This window comes from Desnuesiella massiliensis (assembly GCF_001403615.1).
GTDB classification, from domain to species: domain Bacteria; phylum Bacillota; class Clostridia; order Clostridiales; family Clostridiaceae; genus Desnuesiella; species Desnuesiella massiliensis.
Map to the genome: position 1 here is coordinate 712,866 of NZ_LN879456.1, position 14,030 is coordinate 726,895.

The following is a 14,030-nucleotide window of genomic DNA, read 5'->3' on the forward strand; positions in this document are numbered from 1 at the left end:
TTTTTATATAAAATATCTATAATTCAAATTTACACTAAGGAGATAATTTTTATGGAAACATCTTTATTAAAAGAAATTCAAGACATAGTTATAAAGTATGCCAATGTAATTTCTAGCGTTATAAATGTAGATGTAGAGATTGTAGATGAAAACCTTTTGAGAGTTGCTGGCACAGGAATTTATAAAGATAAACTGAATGAGAGCATAGCTAAAAAGGACTCAGTATACAGCTATGTTTTATCCTGTGGAGAAAGTCAAATCATTGAGAACCCCAGAAGTCATTCTTTATGTTTTAACTGTTCCTGTAAGGAAAAATGTGAAGAGAAAATGGAGATATGCACACCAATAAAGCTTGATAATAAGAATATAGGGGTTATAGGCCTTATATGTTCTAGTGAAGAACAAAAAATCTATTTGAAGGAGAAGCTTAACTCTTATATGGATTTTTTAATACAAATTGCTGAATTTATAAGTATAAAGAGTAATGAACACTTAGAAAGCAAAAAAAATAAAGGAAATATTGACGTATTCAAACAAGTTATTGATAGCATAGGCAGAGGTGTTGTTGTGGTAAACAGAAGCAATAGGGTGGTTCATATAAACAAAATTGCTGAACGGTACCTTAAGGTATCAAGGCTAGAAATAACTTATCCACTAGATATAATATTATTAGGTGATTGTGGGGATGGGGAAGAGATATATAATTTAAAATTGCAAAATAAGAAAGTAAAAGTTAAGGGTAAGCAAATACCAGTTTTTCCACACATAGCAGATTATGATAAAATCATAGTTTTTGATGAGTATAATGATCCAAAAAACCAATGTCCTTTAAAGGTGGATTGGAAAGCTGTAAGGCTTGAAAATGTAATTGGTAAATCCTCACCAATGATTTTATTAAAGGAAAAAATCAAAAAAATATCTACATCAAAATCAACCATTTTAATTACTGGAGAAAGTGGTACTGGAAAAGAGTTAATGGCAAGAGCAATACATTCTGAGAGTAATAGATGGAATAGACCTTTTATTGCAATAAATTGCGGAGCGATTCCAGATGCCCTTTTAGAAAGTGAGCTCTTTGGATATGTAAGAGGTGCTTTTAGCGGCGCTGATCCTAATGGTAGAGTAGGTAAATTTGAACTAGCCAATGGGGGTACTATATTTTTAGATGAAATAGGAGATATGCCTCTTAATTTACAAGTAAAGCTTTTAAGAGTGCTTCAGGAAAGAAAATTTGCAAGAATAGGCTCAAATCAATTAATGGATATTGATATAAAAGTTATCGCAGCTACAAATAAGGATTTAAAAAAGCTTATTGAGGAAAATAAATTTAGAGAAGACCTTTACTACAGATTAAACGTAATTCCGCTGGAAGTACCTTCTCTAAGAGAGAGAAAGGAAGATATCGAAGAAATAGCTTTGAGCATGATTGAAAAATATAATGATATTTTTGGAAAAACTATTTTAGTTATTGAAGAGGAATGTAAAAATATACTCATAAACTATCCTTGGCCAGGAAATGTTAGGGAGCTTGAAAATACACTAGAATTTATGATAAATATGTCCGAAGATAGCTTTGTGCTCACGAAAGAAATGCTACCTAATGCGATTAAAAATTATGAAGATAGTAAAAAAATCTCATCTGATCTTAATTATATAATAAAACCCTTAAAGGAAATAGAAGAGGATTATATAAGAAAAGCTTTAGATATGTATGGAAGAGATACTAAAGGCAAACAAATGGCTGCAAAAAAATTAGGTATAGGGATAGCTACTCTATATAGAAAACTTGAACATATAAATTAATTATCAATATGATAAGAAATTAAAGAAAAGCATTGCAAAAAGTGGCAATCCTGCATAATTATCATAATAATAATTATTATACAAATGATAATTAAGTAGCCTGCTTATGTAATTCAAATAAAAAAAGTGCGTGAAATGTTATGATTTCAAGCACTTTTTTAGTATAAAAATTAAAAAGAGTCTTCTTATTCTAGATTTTAAGGCAAGTACTTAGACTTATTTTGGCACACAAATTGCGTTATATATTTATGAAAAAATAATTAAGGGAGGAACTATAGTGATTAAAGATATCAAATGGCAAGAAAATATTGTAAAAGTCGATAAAAATGCAGATCTAAATTTCTTAAATTCAGAGGAAATAAATAAAGCAAGAAAATTTCATGAAAGTTTTCCTCAATATACTAAAACACCATTAGTTAGCCTTGAAAATCTATCTACAGAGCTTGGCTTAGGTGGAATTTATATTAAGGATGAATCCTATAGATTTGGGTTAAATGCCTTTAAGGTTCTTGGTGGTTCCTATGCTATGGCTAAATATCTTGCGAGCAAACTAAATAAGGATATTTCAGAACTTAGCTATGAAAAGCTTACTTCTGATGAAATTAGAAAGGAGCTTGGAGAAATTACCTTTGTAACAGCTACAGATGGCAACCATGGTAGAGGCGTTGCTTGGACAGCAAATCAATTAAAACAAAAGGCAGTAGTTTATATGCCAAAGGGATCCTCATTAACTCGTCTTGAGAATATAAGAAAAGAAGGAGCTATGGCTTCCATTGAAGACATGAATTACGATGAAGCTGTTCGTTTGGCCGCTAAGTATGCAGAGGAGCATAATGGAGTAGTAGTTCAAGATACGGCTTGGGGAGGTTATGAGGAAATTCCCACTTGGATAATGCAAGGTTATGGCACCATGGCAGTAGAGGCATTAGAGCAGTTAAATGAGTATGGTGTTGAAAGGCCAACTCATATATTCGTACAAGCGGGAGTAGGCTCTCTAGCAGGAGCTGTTCAAGGTTACTTTGCCTCAGTATTTAAGGATAATTGTCCAATAACTTCTATTGTTGAAGCTGAAGAGGCTGAATGCTTATACAGGTCAGCAGTAGCAGGAGACGGTAAACCAAGAATAGTTACAGGAGATATGCCAACTATTATGGCTGGCTTAGCTTGTGGAGAACCAAATACTATAAGCTGGGAAGTGTTGAAATCTAATAGCAGTATGTTCATATCCTGTCCTGACTGGGTAGCTGCAAAAGGCATGAGAATCCTTGGAAATCCTATTAAGGGAGATACTACTGTGATTTCAGGAGAATCTGGAGCCGTTGGAGCTGGACTTATTGCAAGCATTATGAAAGATGATAAATACAAGGAACTAAGAGAAGATTTAAACCTAAATAAAGACTCAAGGGTACTTTTATTTAGTACGGAAGGTGACACAGATCCTGATAAATATAGAGACATTGTTTGGAATGGAGCTTATGCAAGCTGTAAATAAACTTATAATGGAGGTTTTAATATGTTAAGTAATGAAAGAAAAGAAAAGTTGACTAAAACTTGTCAGGAACTTCTTAGAAACCAAAGCTATTCTGGCGAAGAAGCAAAGGTAGTTGAAGCTATTAAAAAGGCTTTTGAAGCTTTTGGATATGATGATGTTATTATAGATGCTTATGGTAATGTAATAGGGCATATAAAAGGGAATAAACCAGGAAAAGCAATTCTATTTGATGGGCATATAGATACAGTACCTGTCCCAGATGATTCAAAATGGGTACATGCTCCCTTTGGAGGAGAAATTGCAGATGGGAAAATATATGGCCGAGGAGCATCAGACATGAAAGGTGCTGTAAGCTCAATGATTGCAGCAGTTGCATATTTTGCTGAAGATACCAAAAGAGATTTCGCTGGAAACTTATATGTAGCAGGAGTAGTACATGAAGAAATTTTCGAAGGAGTAGCTGCTAGAAAAATCAGTGAAAGAATTAATCCTGATTATGTAGTTATAGGAGAAGCTTCTGAATTAAACCTTAAGAGAGGTCAAAGAGGCCGTGCTGAAATAGTTGTTGAAACTTATGGAAAGCCTGCTCATTCAGCTAACCCAGAAAAAGGTATAAATGCTGTATATAAAATGTCAAAGCTTATTGAAAAGATTCAAAACATCGAAGTTACAGAACAACCTGTTCTTGGTAAAGGTATACTTGTACTTACAGATATTAAGTCCTCTCCCTATCCTGGTGCTTCAGTAGTTCCAGATTACTGCAGAGCAACCTTCGACAGAAGATTATTAGTGGGAGAAACTAAAGAATCTGTTTTAGAGCCAGTACTTAAATTAATCGAAGAAATTAAAAAAGAAGACCCAGAATTTGATGCAAAGGCTTCTTATGCTATAGGAACAGAAAGATGCTACACAGGAGAAATAATCGAAGGAGAAAGATTCTTCCCAGGTTGGTTATATGATGAAGAGGACGAATTTGTTCAAGCAGCCTATAAGGGATTAAAGGAAGCTGGAATAACTCCACAGATAACTCAATACTCTTTCTGTACAAACGGAAGCCACTATGCAGGAGAAAAAGGCATTAAGACTATAGGTTTTGGACCTTCAAAAGAAAACTTAGCTCATACTATAGATGAGTATATTGAAGTAGAGCAACTTCATAAAGGGGCAGAAGGATATTACGGAATACTTAAGGCAGTATATTGCAAGTAATGAAGGTGATATAAATGAAAGTTTTATTAAAAAATGGAACCATAATAGATGGAACTGGAGAAAAGCCTTTTAAGGCTGATCTCCTCATTGAAGATGATATAATCCTTAAAATTCAAGAGAATATTGAATTAATGGATGCAGAAACCATAGACGTAGAGGGCAAAATTGTTTGTCCAGGATTTATTGATACTCATAGTCACTCTGATCTTATGATATTGGTAAATCCTTATAACGAAACAAAAATAAGGCAAGGAATTACAACAGAAGTTTTAGGTCAAGACGGCATATCTATGGCTCCACTTCCAAAGGAATATATAAGTCCTTGGAGAAAAAACCTTGCAGGACTTGATGGAGATACTGATGAAATCGATTGGACCTATGAAACTACAGACAATTATTTGAAAATGATGGAACATAAGGGTATAGGCTTAAACCAAAGCTATCTTGTGCCTCATGGAAATGTGCGTATGGAAGCAATGGGTCTTGAAGGAAGAGAAGCTACGGATGAAGAAATTCAAAAAATGTGTGAAATCACAAGAAGAGAAATGGAAGCAGGAGCCTATGGTCTTTCCACAGGATTGATCTATATTCCTTGTGCTTACTCTGAAACTAAGGAATTAATAGAAATGTGTAAGGTTGTAGCCGAATTTGATGGACTTTTTGTAGTCCACCAAAGGAGCGAAGCAGATACAATTCTTCAATCCATGGAAGAAGTTATTCAAATCGGAAAGCTATCAGGAGTAAGAATACACTTTTCACATTTTAAAGTATGTGGAAAGAAGAGTTGGAAATATATAGATGATGTTATAAAACTACTTGAAAAGGCACAAGCTGAAGGAGTAAAAATTTCCTTTGATCAATATCCTTATGTAGCAGGAAGTACTATGCTTGGAGTAGTTCTTCCGCCTTGGGCGCATGCAGGTGGAACAGACAAATTACTTGAGAGACTTAGTGATAATGAAATGAGAGCAAGAATGGTTAAGGATATACAAGAAGGAATTCCAGGATGGGATAACTTTATAGATTTTGCTGGGTTTGATCAAATATTTGTAACAAGCGTAAAAACAGAAAAAAATGAAAAGTTCATAGGAAAAAGTCTTGAGGAAATAGGAAAATTTCAAGGAAAAAATCCTTATGATGCCACCTTTAATCTTCTTTTAGAAGAAGAAAATGCTGTGGGAATGGTAGATTTCTATGGTCTTGAAGAGCATGTTATAACTTTCTTAAAGAGACCTGAACAAAATGTATGTACTGATGGACTTTTAGGAGGAAAACCTCACCCAAGAGCATACGGCGCTTTCCCAAGAGTACTTGGAAAATACGTTAGAGAAGAAAAGGCTCTTTCTCTTGAAGAAGCTATATTCAAAATGACTAAAAAACCTGCTGAACTACTAGGATTAAAGAAAAGAGGAACTTTAAAGGCAGGCAACTTTGCAGATATAGTAGTATTTAATCCTGACACTATTATAGATAAGGGAACTTTTATTGATCCAGTTCAGTATCCAGAAGGTATTGACTATGTAATTATTAATGGAAACTTAGTTATAGATAACGGAGAATATAAGAAAATATTAGCTGGAGAGGTTTTAAGAAAATAATCTCTCCAATCCTAAGAAGGGGTGTGACAATTAGTGCTTTTAGTAGGGAATGGAAAAGTTGTTACTCAAAATCCTAATAATCCTTTAATAGAAAATGGATGTGTTGCTATTGATGGAAATATAATCTTAGAAGTTGGAAGCAGTAAAGAACTTCAAGAAAAATATAAAGCTGCAGAGTTTATAGATGCAGAGGGCAAAATTATAATGCCTGGACTTATAAATACTCATCATCATATATACAGTAGTTTTGCTAGAGGAATGGCTCTTGATGGTGAACCAGGCGCAAACTTTATGGGAATCCTTGAAAAGCTTTGGTGGAGAATAGATAAAAAACTATCCTTAGAAGATACAAGGTATAGTGCATATTCTACATTTATAGATTGCATAAAGAATGGTGTTACTACAGTGTTCGATCACCATGCAAGCCCTTTTTCAGCTAAAGATAGTTTATTTACCATAGGCGAAGTAAGCAAGGAATTGGGACTTAGAAGCTGCCTTTGCTACGAAGTTTCTGATAGAGATGGAGAAGAAATTCTAAAAGAAGGAATTGAAGAAAATATTAACTTTATAAAATATGCCAATACTAGTGAGCAAGATATGCTTAAAGGAATGTTTGGACTTCATGCCTCTTTTACATTGTCAAATGCATCTCTTGAAAAGTGTAGAGAAGCAATGGAAGGAGTTAATGCAGGTTATCATGTGCATACCGCAGAAGGTATTGATGATTTGTATGATTCCCTAAATAAATACGGAAAAAGAGTAGCACAAAGACTTTATGATTTTGATATTTTAGGCGAAAAATCCTTAGCAGTTCACTGTATTCATACTAATGGATTAGAGATGGACATATTAAAGGACACAAAAACTAATGTAGCCCATAATCCAGAATCTAATATGGGAAATGCTGTTGGCTGTTCACCAGTAATTGAAATGATGAAAAGAGGAATTAGAGTAGGATTAGGTACTGATGGCTATACCAGTGATATGTTTGAGTCCATGAAAGTAGCTAATATAATCCACAAACACCATTTATGCGACCCAAGAGTTGCCTGGGGTGAAGTACCCAAAATGTTATTTGAAAATAATAGAGACATTGCCAGTGTCTACTTTAGCAAACCTCTTGGAATTTTAGAATCAGGTGCTTATGCAGACTTAATTGTAGTAGATTATAATCCTCATACACCAATGACAGCTAGCAATATAAATAGTCACATATTATTTGGTATGACAGGAAGAAGTGTAGATACTACCATAGTAAATGGTAAGGTACTAATGAAGGATAGACAGCTTGTAGCTCTAGATGAAGAAAGCATATTAGCAAAATCAAGATCTTTAAGTGAAAAACTCTGGGCAAGAATTTAATTATAGGGGATGTTTGATATGTTACAACAAAGAGTTCAAAACACTATAGCGCCTGTAGATGAGAAGTTACCTTTTTCTAAGGTATGGATATTTTCCATTCAGCATGTATTTGCTATGTGCGCTGGCGCTGTAGCAGTACCTATAGTTGTTGGAGGAGCAACAGGCTTATCTCCAGCAGAAGTAGTATTTCTTATAAATGCAGGTTTATTTATGGCAGGTATAGCAACTTTAATTCAAAGCTTTGGAGTAGGCAATATACTGGGTGCAAAAATACCTGTTATTGAAGGTACAAGCTTTGCGGCAGTGGCAGCTATGACTGCTATTGCTGGTACTTATAAAGGTAATTCCAATATGGCTATGACTACAGTATTTGGTGCGGTAATAGCAGCCGGTTTATTCTGTGTTGTGATAGCTCCCTTATTTGGAAAGCTCATAAGATTTTTTCCTAAGGTAGTTACCGGTACTGTGGTTATGATTATAGGTATATCGCTGTTGCCAACAGGAGTTAAATGGATAACAAACAGCAAGGTAGAAGCTGCAAATCCTAATCAGTTTTATCTAGCTTTAGCGGTACTAGCTATAACTCTATTGCTATTTAAATATTTAAAGGGCATTTGGAACAGTGCAGCTATACTATTTGCTCTAATAATAGGTACCATATTAGCAGGTATATTAGGCTTGGCAGATTTCAGCGGAGTTGCAAAGGCCTCTTGGTTTACTGTAAACTTACCCTTCCATTTTGGTACTCCTAGGTTTGATTTTTCAGCCATAATATCACTTTGCTTAGTTACTCTAGTATTAATGACTGAATCTACAGGTAATATGATGGCAATTCATGAAATGGTAGAGAAACCTGTAGAGGGGAGAAACATAACAAAGGGCCTAATGGCAGATGGAGTTTCTACACTGCTTGCAGGAGTTTTTAATACTTTTCCACAAACACCCTTTGCTCAGAATGTAGGCTTAGTTGGACTTACCGGCATAAAATCAAGATTTGTAGCTGTATATGCGGGGATTATCCTACTAGTACTAGGATTTATACCTAAATTCGGAGCATTAATGGCATCGATACCAAAACCAGTTTTAGGGGGAGTTGGTTTTGCAATGTTTGGAATGGTATTAGTAGGAGGTATAAGAACCTTAAGCAAGGTTGAATTCAATGGCACAAAAAATGGTGTAATTGTTGCGGTAAGTATTGGACTCGCTATGATTCCTATAGCAAATCCTGATTTCTATCACAACTTTCCAAATTGGGTACAGACCATTTTTCATAGCGGTATAACCACTGGAAGTTTATCCGCGGTGCTGTTAAATATATTCTTTAATGAACTAGGAAAAAAATAATAAAATTAAGAACATATGACGATTAGTTAATTTATAGCTATCTATTTGTAAAGAATTTTAAATTAGATAAAACCCAATGATAAAGGAGAGATTTTATAATGGCAAATATAAATGTAAATATATTAGGAATGAAATTTAATAACCCTATTTTCACAGCTGCTGGTCCAGGAGCTAAGGATGGAGAAATGTGTATAGCTGCTGTAAACGGTGGAGCAGGTGGACTTGTTACAAAAACCATATCAGTAGAGGCCGCAGACGTTCCACGTCCTTGTATGGCAAATACTAATAGTGGATTCTTAAATACAGAATTATGGTCAGAGCTTACAAAAGAGCAATGGATAGAAAAAGAATATAAAAAAGCAAAAGAAGCAGGAGTTCCAATGATTGTTAGCATGGGATATACTTCAGAGCAAATAAGCCAAGTTGCTCCACTGGTGAAACCTTATGCAGATGCAGTTGAACTTTCGACTCATTATGTTGGTACAGATGTAACTCCAATGATAAATGCATTAAAGGCTGCTAAGGACGCTTTAGATTGTCCAGTGTTCTTAAAAATGAGCCCACATACAGATATTCAAAAAATAGCTAAGGCTGCAGAAGATGCAGGCGCAGACGGACTTGTTATGATTAACTCCTTTGGACCATGTATGGCTATTGATATTGAAACTGGTCTTCCAATAATGGGAAGTAAAACTGGTTATGGATGGCTTTCAGGTGCTCCAATAAGGCCACTTGCAATCAGAAATATATTCGATGCTTCACAGGTTGTTAATATTCCAATCATTGGAGTAGGTGGAGTAACTAACGGAAGAGATGCAGCAGAAATGTTAATGGCTGGGGCTTCAGCAGTACAAGTGTGTACAGAAGCAATATTAAAAGGGCCAAAGGTTTATGGAAAAATAGCTAAGGAGTTAAATGATTTCTTAGATAAGAACGGATATAAAGATGTATCAGAAATCGTAGGTCTTGCTCATAAAAAAATAAAAGAAAGAAACTTTAGAACTACTTCAATGCCAGCAGTAGTAAATAATGATGTCTGTATAAAATGTGGAGTTTGTAGAACAAGCTGTGTATACGATGCTATTACTATAGATGAAAAACTTGTTATAGATAGTGAAAAGTGTTTTGGATGCGGACTTTGTGTTACTAGATGTCCAAAGAAAGCTTTAAGTATTTCTTACCGTTAATAATTCGTGCAACGAGGAGGCGTTTAAATGGCTATAGTACTTAAGGGTGGAAAAATTATCACTGCTGAAAAAAGCTATGATAGTGACATCCGTATAGAAGGAGAAAAAATTGCCTCAATAGGAAAAAACTTAACTCAGGTAGGAGATAAGGTAGTAGATGTTACAGGCTGCTACCTCTTACCTGGAGGTATTGATCCTCATACTCATTTAGAGTTAGATACTGGATCCACCATTACAGCAGACGACTTTAAAAGCGGCACGAAGGCTGCAGTTATGGGTGGTACCACAACTATAATCGATTTTGCAACTCAAAATAAAGGAGAAAGCTTAAAGGAAGCCTTAAAGAATTGGCATAGAAAAGCTGATAATAAGTGCTATTGCGATTATGGTTTTCATATGGCTATAACTGAATGGAACAAAGGCATATCAGATGAGATGAAGGACATGGTAGATAACGGTGTATCATCTTTTAAAATGTATATGGCATACAAGAATACTTTACAGGTAGATGATGGAGCTATATATGAGGCATTAAAGAGAAGCAATGAAATTAATGGATTGCCTGGCTTTCATTGTGAAAATGGTGATGTTATAGATATCTTGATTAAAGAAAATAAAGGAAAAGGAAATACATCTCCTAAATATCATGCATTGTCAAGACCAGTAGAGATTGAAAGAGAAGCTATAAATAGAGTGGTAGCTCTTGCAGAAATTGCAAAGGCTCCTGTTTATGTAGTTCATTTAAGCTCAAAGGTAGGCTTAGAATGTGCTTTAGAAGGTAGAAAAAGAGGAGTAGAAGTGTATTTAGAAACCTGCCCTCAATATCTATTATTAAATGACTCTTCCTATGGAGAAGACGGAGATTTTAATGGTGCTAAGTATGTTATGTCACCGCCTCTAAGAAAAATAGAAGATGAAGAAGCAATGTGGAATGGCCTTAAGAATGGAGAAATAGATACCATAGCTACAGATCACTGCTCTTTTAATTTTAAAGGACAAAAAGAATTAGGCATAGAGGATTTTAGTAAAATTCCAAATGGAGCTCCAGGGATTGAGCATAGAGTTTCACTGCTTTATACCTATGGAGTTTGTGAAAATAAAATAAGCTTAAATCAGTGGGTAGAACTAACCTCAACTAATGCTGCAAAACTTTTTGGAATGTATCCAAGAAAGGGTACCATTGAAATTGGAAGTGATGCAGATATAGTTATTTTTGATCCTAATTATACAGGGGTAATTAAGGCAGAAGAGCAAATACAAAATGTAGATTATACTCCATATGAAGGTTTTAATCAAAAAGGTAGAATTAAACATGTATATTTAAGAGGAACATCAGTGATAGAAGATTCAAAATTGGTTTCTTTAGAGCCAAAGGGAGATTATATTCATAGAAAACCATTTTATAAAAAGGGGAGTGAAGCATGTATACATTTAACTTAAATGGAAAAGTAGTGAATGTAGAAGAAGATAAAAAGCTTTTAGAATACTTAAGAGAAGATGCAAGATTGACTTCTGTAAAAGATGGATGTAGTGAAGGTGCTTGTGGAACTTGTACTATTCTTGTAGATGGTAAAGCCATGAGAGCTTGTATATTTACTATATCAAAGGTTCAAGGAAAAAGTATAATAACCAGCGAAGGACTTACAGAGAGAGAAAAAGAAGTCTACACTTGGGCTTTTGCAGAGGCGGGAGCAGTGCAATGCGGCTTCTGTATACCAGGTATGGTTATTAGCGCAAAGGCTCTTTTAGATAATAATTTAAACCCTACTCGTGCAGATGTTAAAAATGCAATAAGAGGGAATATCTGCAGATGTACAGGATATGTAAAAATAGAGGATGCTATTCTAAAGGCTGCAGCGGTTTTTAGAGGAGAACTAGAACCTAAAAAGGTTGAATTTAAGGGTCTTGTAGGAGAAAACGTTCATAGAGTAGATGCTGAAGCTAAAACTTTAGGAACTGGAAAATATGTTGATGATATGCAAGTTCCAGGCATGATTTATGGTTCAGCTTTAAGAACTAAATATCCAAGAGCCTTAGTTAAAAACATTGATATCGCTGAAGCAGAAAAAATTCCAGGAGTAGTAGCAGTTTTAACTGCAAAGGATATACCTGGAAACAGATATATTGGTCATATTGTAAAGGACTGGCCAGCTTTAATAGCTGTTGGTGAGGAAACAAGATATGTGGGAGATTCTGTGGCTTTAGTAGCTGCCGAAACTAAAGAGGCATTAAAAAGAGCATTAGAAGCCATCGCAGTTGATTATGAAGAAAGAGAACCATTATCTACTCCAGAAATGGCCTTAGCAGAAGGAGCACCAAAGATACACGAAAAAGGAAATCTACTTTTTGAGCAAGTATTAAAAAGAGGAAATGCAGATGAAGCTATAAAAAATTCAAAGTATGTAGTTTCACATAAGTACTCTGTTCCTTTTACTGAACATGCCTTCATGGAACCAGAAACTTGCATTGGTATGCCTGATGGTAACGGAGTTATATTATATACTGCAGGACAAAATGTATTTGACGAACAGCATGAAGTTATGGAGCTTTTAGGTCTGACCGCAGATAAGGTGAGAGTTATAAGCAAATATGTAGGTGGTGGCTTTGGTGGAAAGGAAGATATGTCTGTTCAACACCATGCAGCACTAATTGCATATGTAACAAAAAGACCTGTAAAAGTATCTTTAAGCAGAAAAGAGAGTATAATGATACACCCAAAAAGACATGCTATGGAAATGGAATTCACCACAGCCTGCGATGAAAACGGAATACTTACTGCAATGAAGGCTGTTTTGATTTCAGATACTGGAGCCTATGCATCCCTTGGAGGCCCAGTACTTCAAAGAGCATGCACTCATGCAGCTGGACCATACAACTACCATAACATTGATATATTAGGAAGAGCAGTTTATACTAACAATCCTCCTGGAGGAGCTTTCAGAGGATTTGGAGTAACACAATCTGCCTTTGCTATTGAATGTAATATAAATGAATTAGCGAAACTAGTAGGAATATCTCAGTGGGAAATTAGATATAGAAATGCTGTAGAACCAGGTCAAGTGCTTCCTAATGGCCAGATTGCAGATGCTGGAACAGCTCTTAAAGAAACTTTAGAAGCTGTAAAAAAAGATTTTGAAAGTAGTCCCTATGCAGGAATTGCCTGTGCTATGAAGAACGCAGGAATTGGTGTAGGTCTCCCAGATATAGGTAGAAGTAGACTTACTATTATCAATAGAAAGGTTCATGTAAGATGTGGAGCAGCTTGTATTGGTCAAGGAATGGGGACAATAAATGCTCAAATGGTTTGTGAAACTACAGGAATATCTTATGATAAAATAGTAGTTGAGGCACCAGATACAGCAATTACTCCAAACTCAGGTACAACTACTGCATCAAGACAAACAGTTTTCTCAGGAGAGGCTACAAAGCAAGCAGCTCTTAAACTTAAAGAGGCTCTAAAAAATAGCACTTTAGAAGAATTAGAAGGGCAAGATTTCTATGGAGAATATTCAGGAATAACAGATCCTATGGGTTCTGACAAACCAAATCCAGTGAGCCACGTAGCTTATGGATATGCTACTCAAGTGGTTATATTGGATGAAAAGGGAGTGCTTCAAAAGGTAGTAGCTGCTCATGATGTGGGTAAAGCAATAAATCCTATAAATGTTGAAGGACAAATTGAAGGCGGAGTTGTTATGGGGCTTGGATACGGCCTTACAGAAGATTATCCACTTATAAATTCTGTACCAACTGCAAAATTAGGAACCCTAGGATTATTTAGAGCAAATCAAGTTCCTGAAATTAAACCAATTATAATAGAAAAAAATACCGAAGCTTTAGCTTATGGAGCTAAGGGTGTAGGGGAAATAACTTGTATACCAACTGCACCAGCAATTCAAGGAGCTTATTATAGGTTAGATGGCAATTTTAGAACTAAGCTTCCTCTTGAAGATACATTCTATAAAAAGAAAAAATAAATTATGAAGAAAAAATAAGTAGATAAAAGCTAGGCTTATGCTCTTTTAGCCTAAATAT

General features: G+C 35.2%; 9 protein-coding genes. All 9 read left to right on the forward strand.

Annotated elements, in window-relative coordinates; genetic code table 11:
- Positions 1–51 precede the first annotated feature (51 nt).
- The 9 genes from BN2665_RS14220 (at position 52) to xdh (ending at position 13,972) form a co-directional block, all read left to right on the forward strand.
- Positions 52–1,803: a sigma-54-dependent Fis family transcriptional regulator gene (locus BN2665_RS14220; protein WP_055667761.1), complete on the forward strand. Its 1,752-nt coding sequence runs from the start codon at positions 52–54 to the stop codon at positions 1,801–1,803.
- Between the two features lie 277 nt (positions 1,804–2,080).
- A complete protein-coding gene (gene dpaL / locus BN2665_RS14225) occupies positions 2,081–3,295 on the forward strand; it encodes a diaminopropionate ammonia-lyase (protein ID WP_154674950.1) in 1,215 nt (404 codons plus the stop codon).
- 21 nt (positions 3,296–3,316) lie between these two features.
- Complete coding sequence (locus BN2665_RS14230) at positions 3,317–4,504, forward strand: YgeY family selenium metabolism-linked hydrolase (RefSeq protein ID WP_055667762.1); 1,188 nt, start codon at positions 3,317–3,319, stop codon at positions 4,502–4,504.
- A 14-nt stretch (positions 4,505–4,518) separates the two neighbouring features.
- Positions 4,519–6,102, forward strand: a complete 1,584-nt coding sequence (locus BN2665_RS14235; RefSeq protein ID WP_055667763.1) for an N-acyl-D-amino-acid deacylase family protein — start codon at positions 4,519–4,521, stop codon at positions 6,100–6,102.
- Between the two features lie 33 nt (positions 6,103–6,135).
- The gene (ssnA, locus tag BN2665_RS14240; RefSeq protein WP_055667764.1) at positions 6,136–7,464 is read left to right on the forward strand and encodes a putative aminohydrolase SsnA; all 1,329 of its coding nucleotides are present in this window, start codon (positions 6,136–6,138) and stop codon (positions 7,462–7,464) included.
- Between the two features lie 18 nt (positions 7,465–7,482).
- Positions 7,483–8,808 carry a nucleobase:cation symporter-2 family protein gene (locus BN2665_RS14245; RefSeq protein WP_055667765.1) on the forward strand — a complete coding sequence of 442 codons (1,326 nt, stop codon included), beginning with the start codon at positions 7,483–7,485 and terminating at the stop codon, positions 8,806–8,808.
- A 98-nt stretch (positions 8,809–8,906) separates the two neighbouring features.
- Positions 8,907–9,995, forward strand: coding sequence for a 4Fe-4S binding protein (locus tag BN2665_RS14250; RefSeq protein WP_055667766.1), 1,089 nt, complete (start codon positions 8,907–8,909; stop codon positions 9,993–9,995).
- Between the two features lie 27 nt (positions 9,996–10,022).
- The gene (gene hydA, locus BN2665_RS14255) at positions 10,023–11,435 is read left to right on the forward strand and encodes a dihydropyrimidinase (RefSeq protein WP_055667767.1); all 1,413 of its coding nucleotides are present in this window, start codon (positions 10,023–10,025) and stop codon (positions 11,433–11,435) included.
- Positions 11,417–13,972 carry a selenium-dependent xanthine dehydrogenase gene (gene xdh, locus BN2665_RS14260; protein WP_055667768.1) on the forward strand — a complete coding sequence of 852 codons (2,556 nt, stop codon included), beginning with the start codon at positions 11,417–11,419 and terminating at the stop codon, positions 13,970–13,972. Before hydA ends, xdh begins: the two co-directional genes overlap by 19 nt.
- Positions 13,973–14,030 lie beyond the last annotated feature (58 nt).

Excerpts from the sequence above, each read along its gene's own strand:
- BN2665_RS14235 (WP_055667763.1), top strand. The coding sequence starts at position 4,519 with ATGAAAGTTTTATTAAAAAATGGAACCATAATAGATGGAACTGGAGAA.
- BN2665_RS14250 (WP_055667766.1), top strand. The coding sequence starts at position 8,907 with ATGGCAAATATAAATGTAAATATATTAGGAATGAAATTTAATAACCCT.
- hydA (WP_055667767.1), top strand. The coding sequence starts at position 10,023 with ATGGCTATAGTACTTAAGGGTGGAAAAATTATCACTGCTGAAAAAAGC.
- BN2665_RS14230 (WP_055667762.1), top strand. The coding sequence starts at position 3,317 with ATGTTAAGTAATGAAAGAAAAGAAAAGTTGACTAAAACTTGTCAGGAA.
- BN2665_RS14220 (WP_055667761.1), top strand. The coding sequence starts at position 52 with ATGGAAACATCTTTATTAAAAGAAATTCAAGACATAGTTATAAAGTAT.
- BN2665_RS14245 (WP_055667765.1), top strand. The coding sequence starts at position 7,483 with ATGTTACAACAAAGAGTTCAAAACACTATAGCGCCTGTAGATGAGAAG.
- xdh (WP_055667768.1), top strand. The coding sequence starts at position 11,417 with ATGTATACATTTAACTTAAATGGAAAAGTAGTGAATGTAGAAGAAGAT.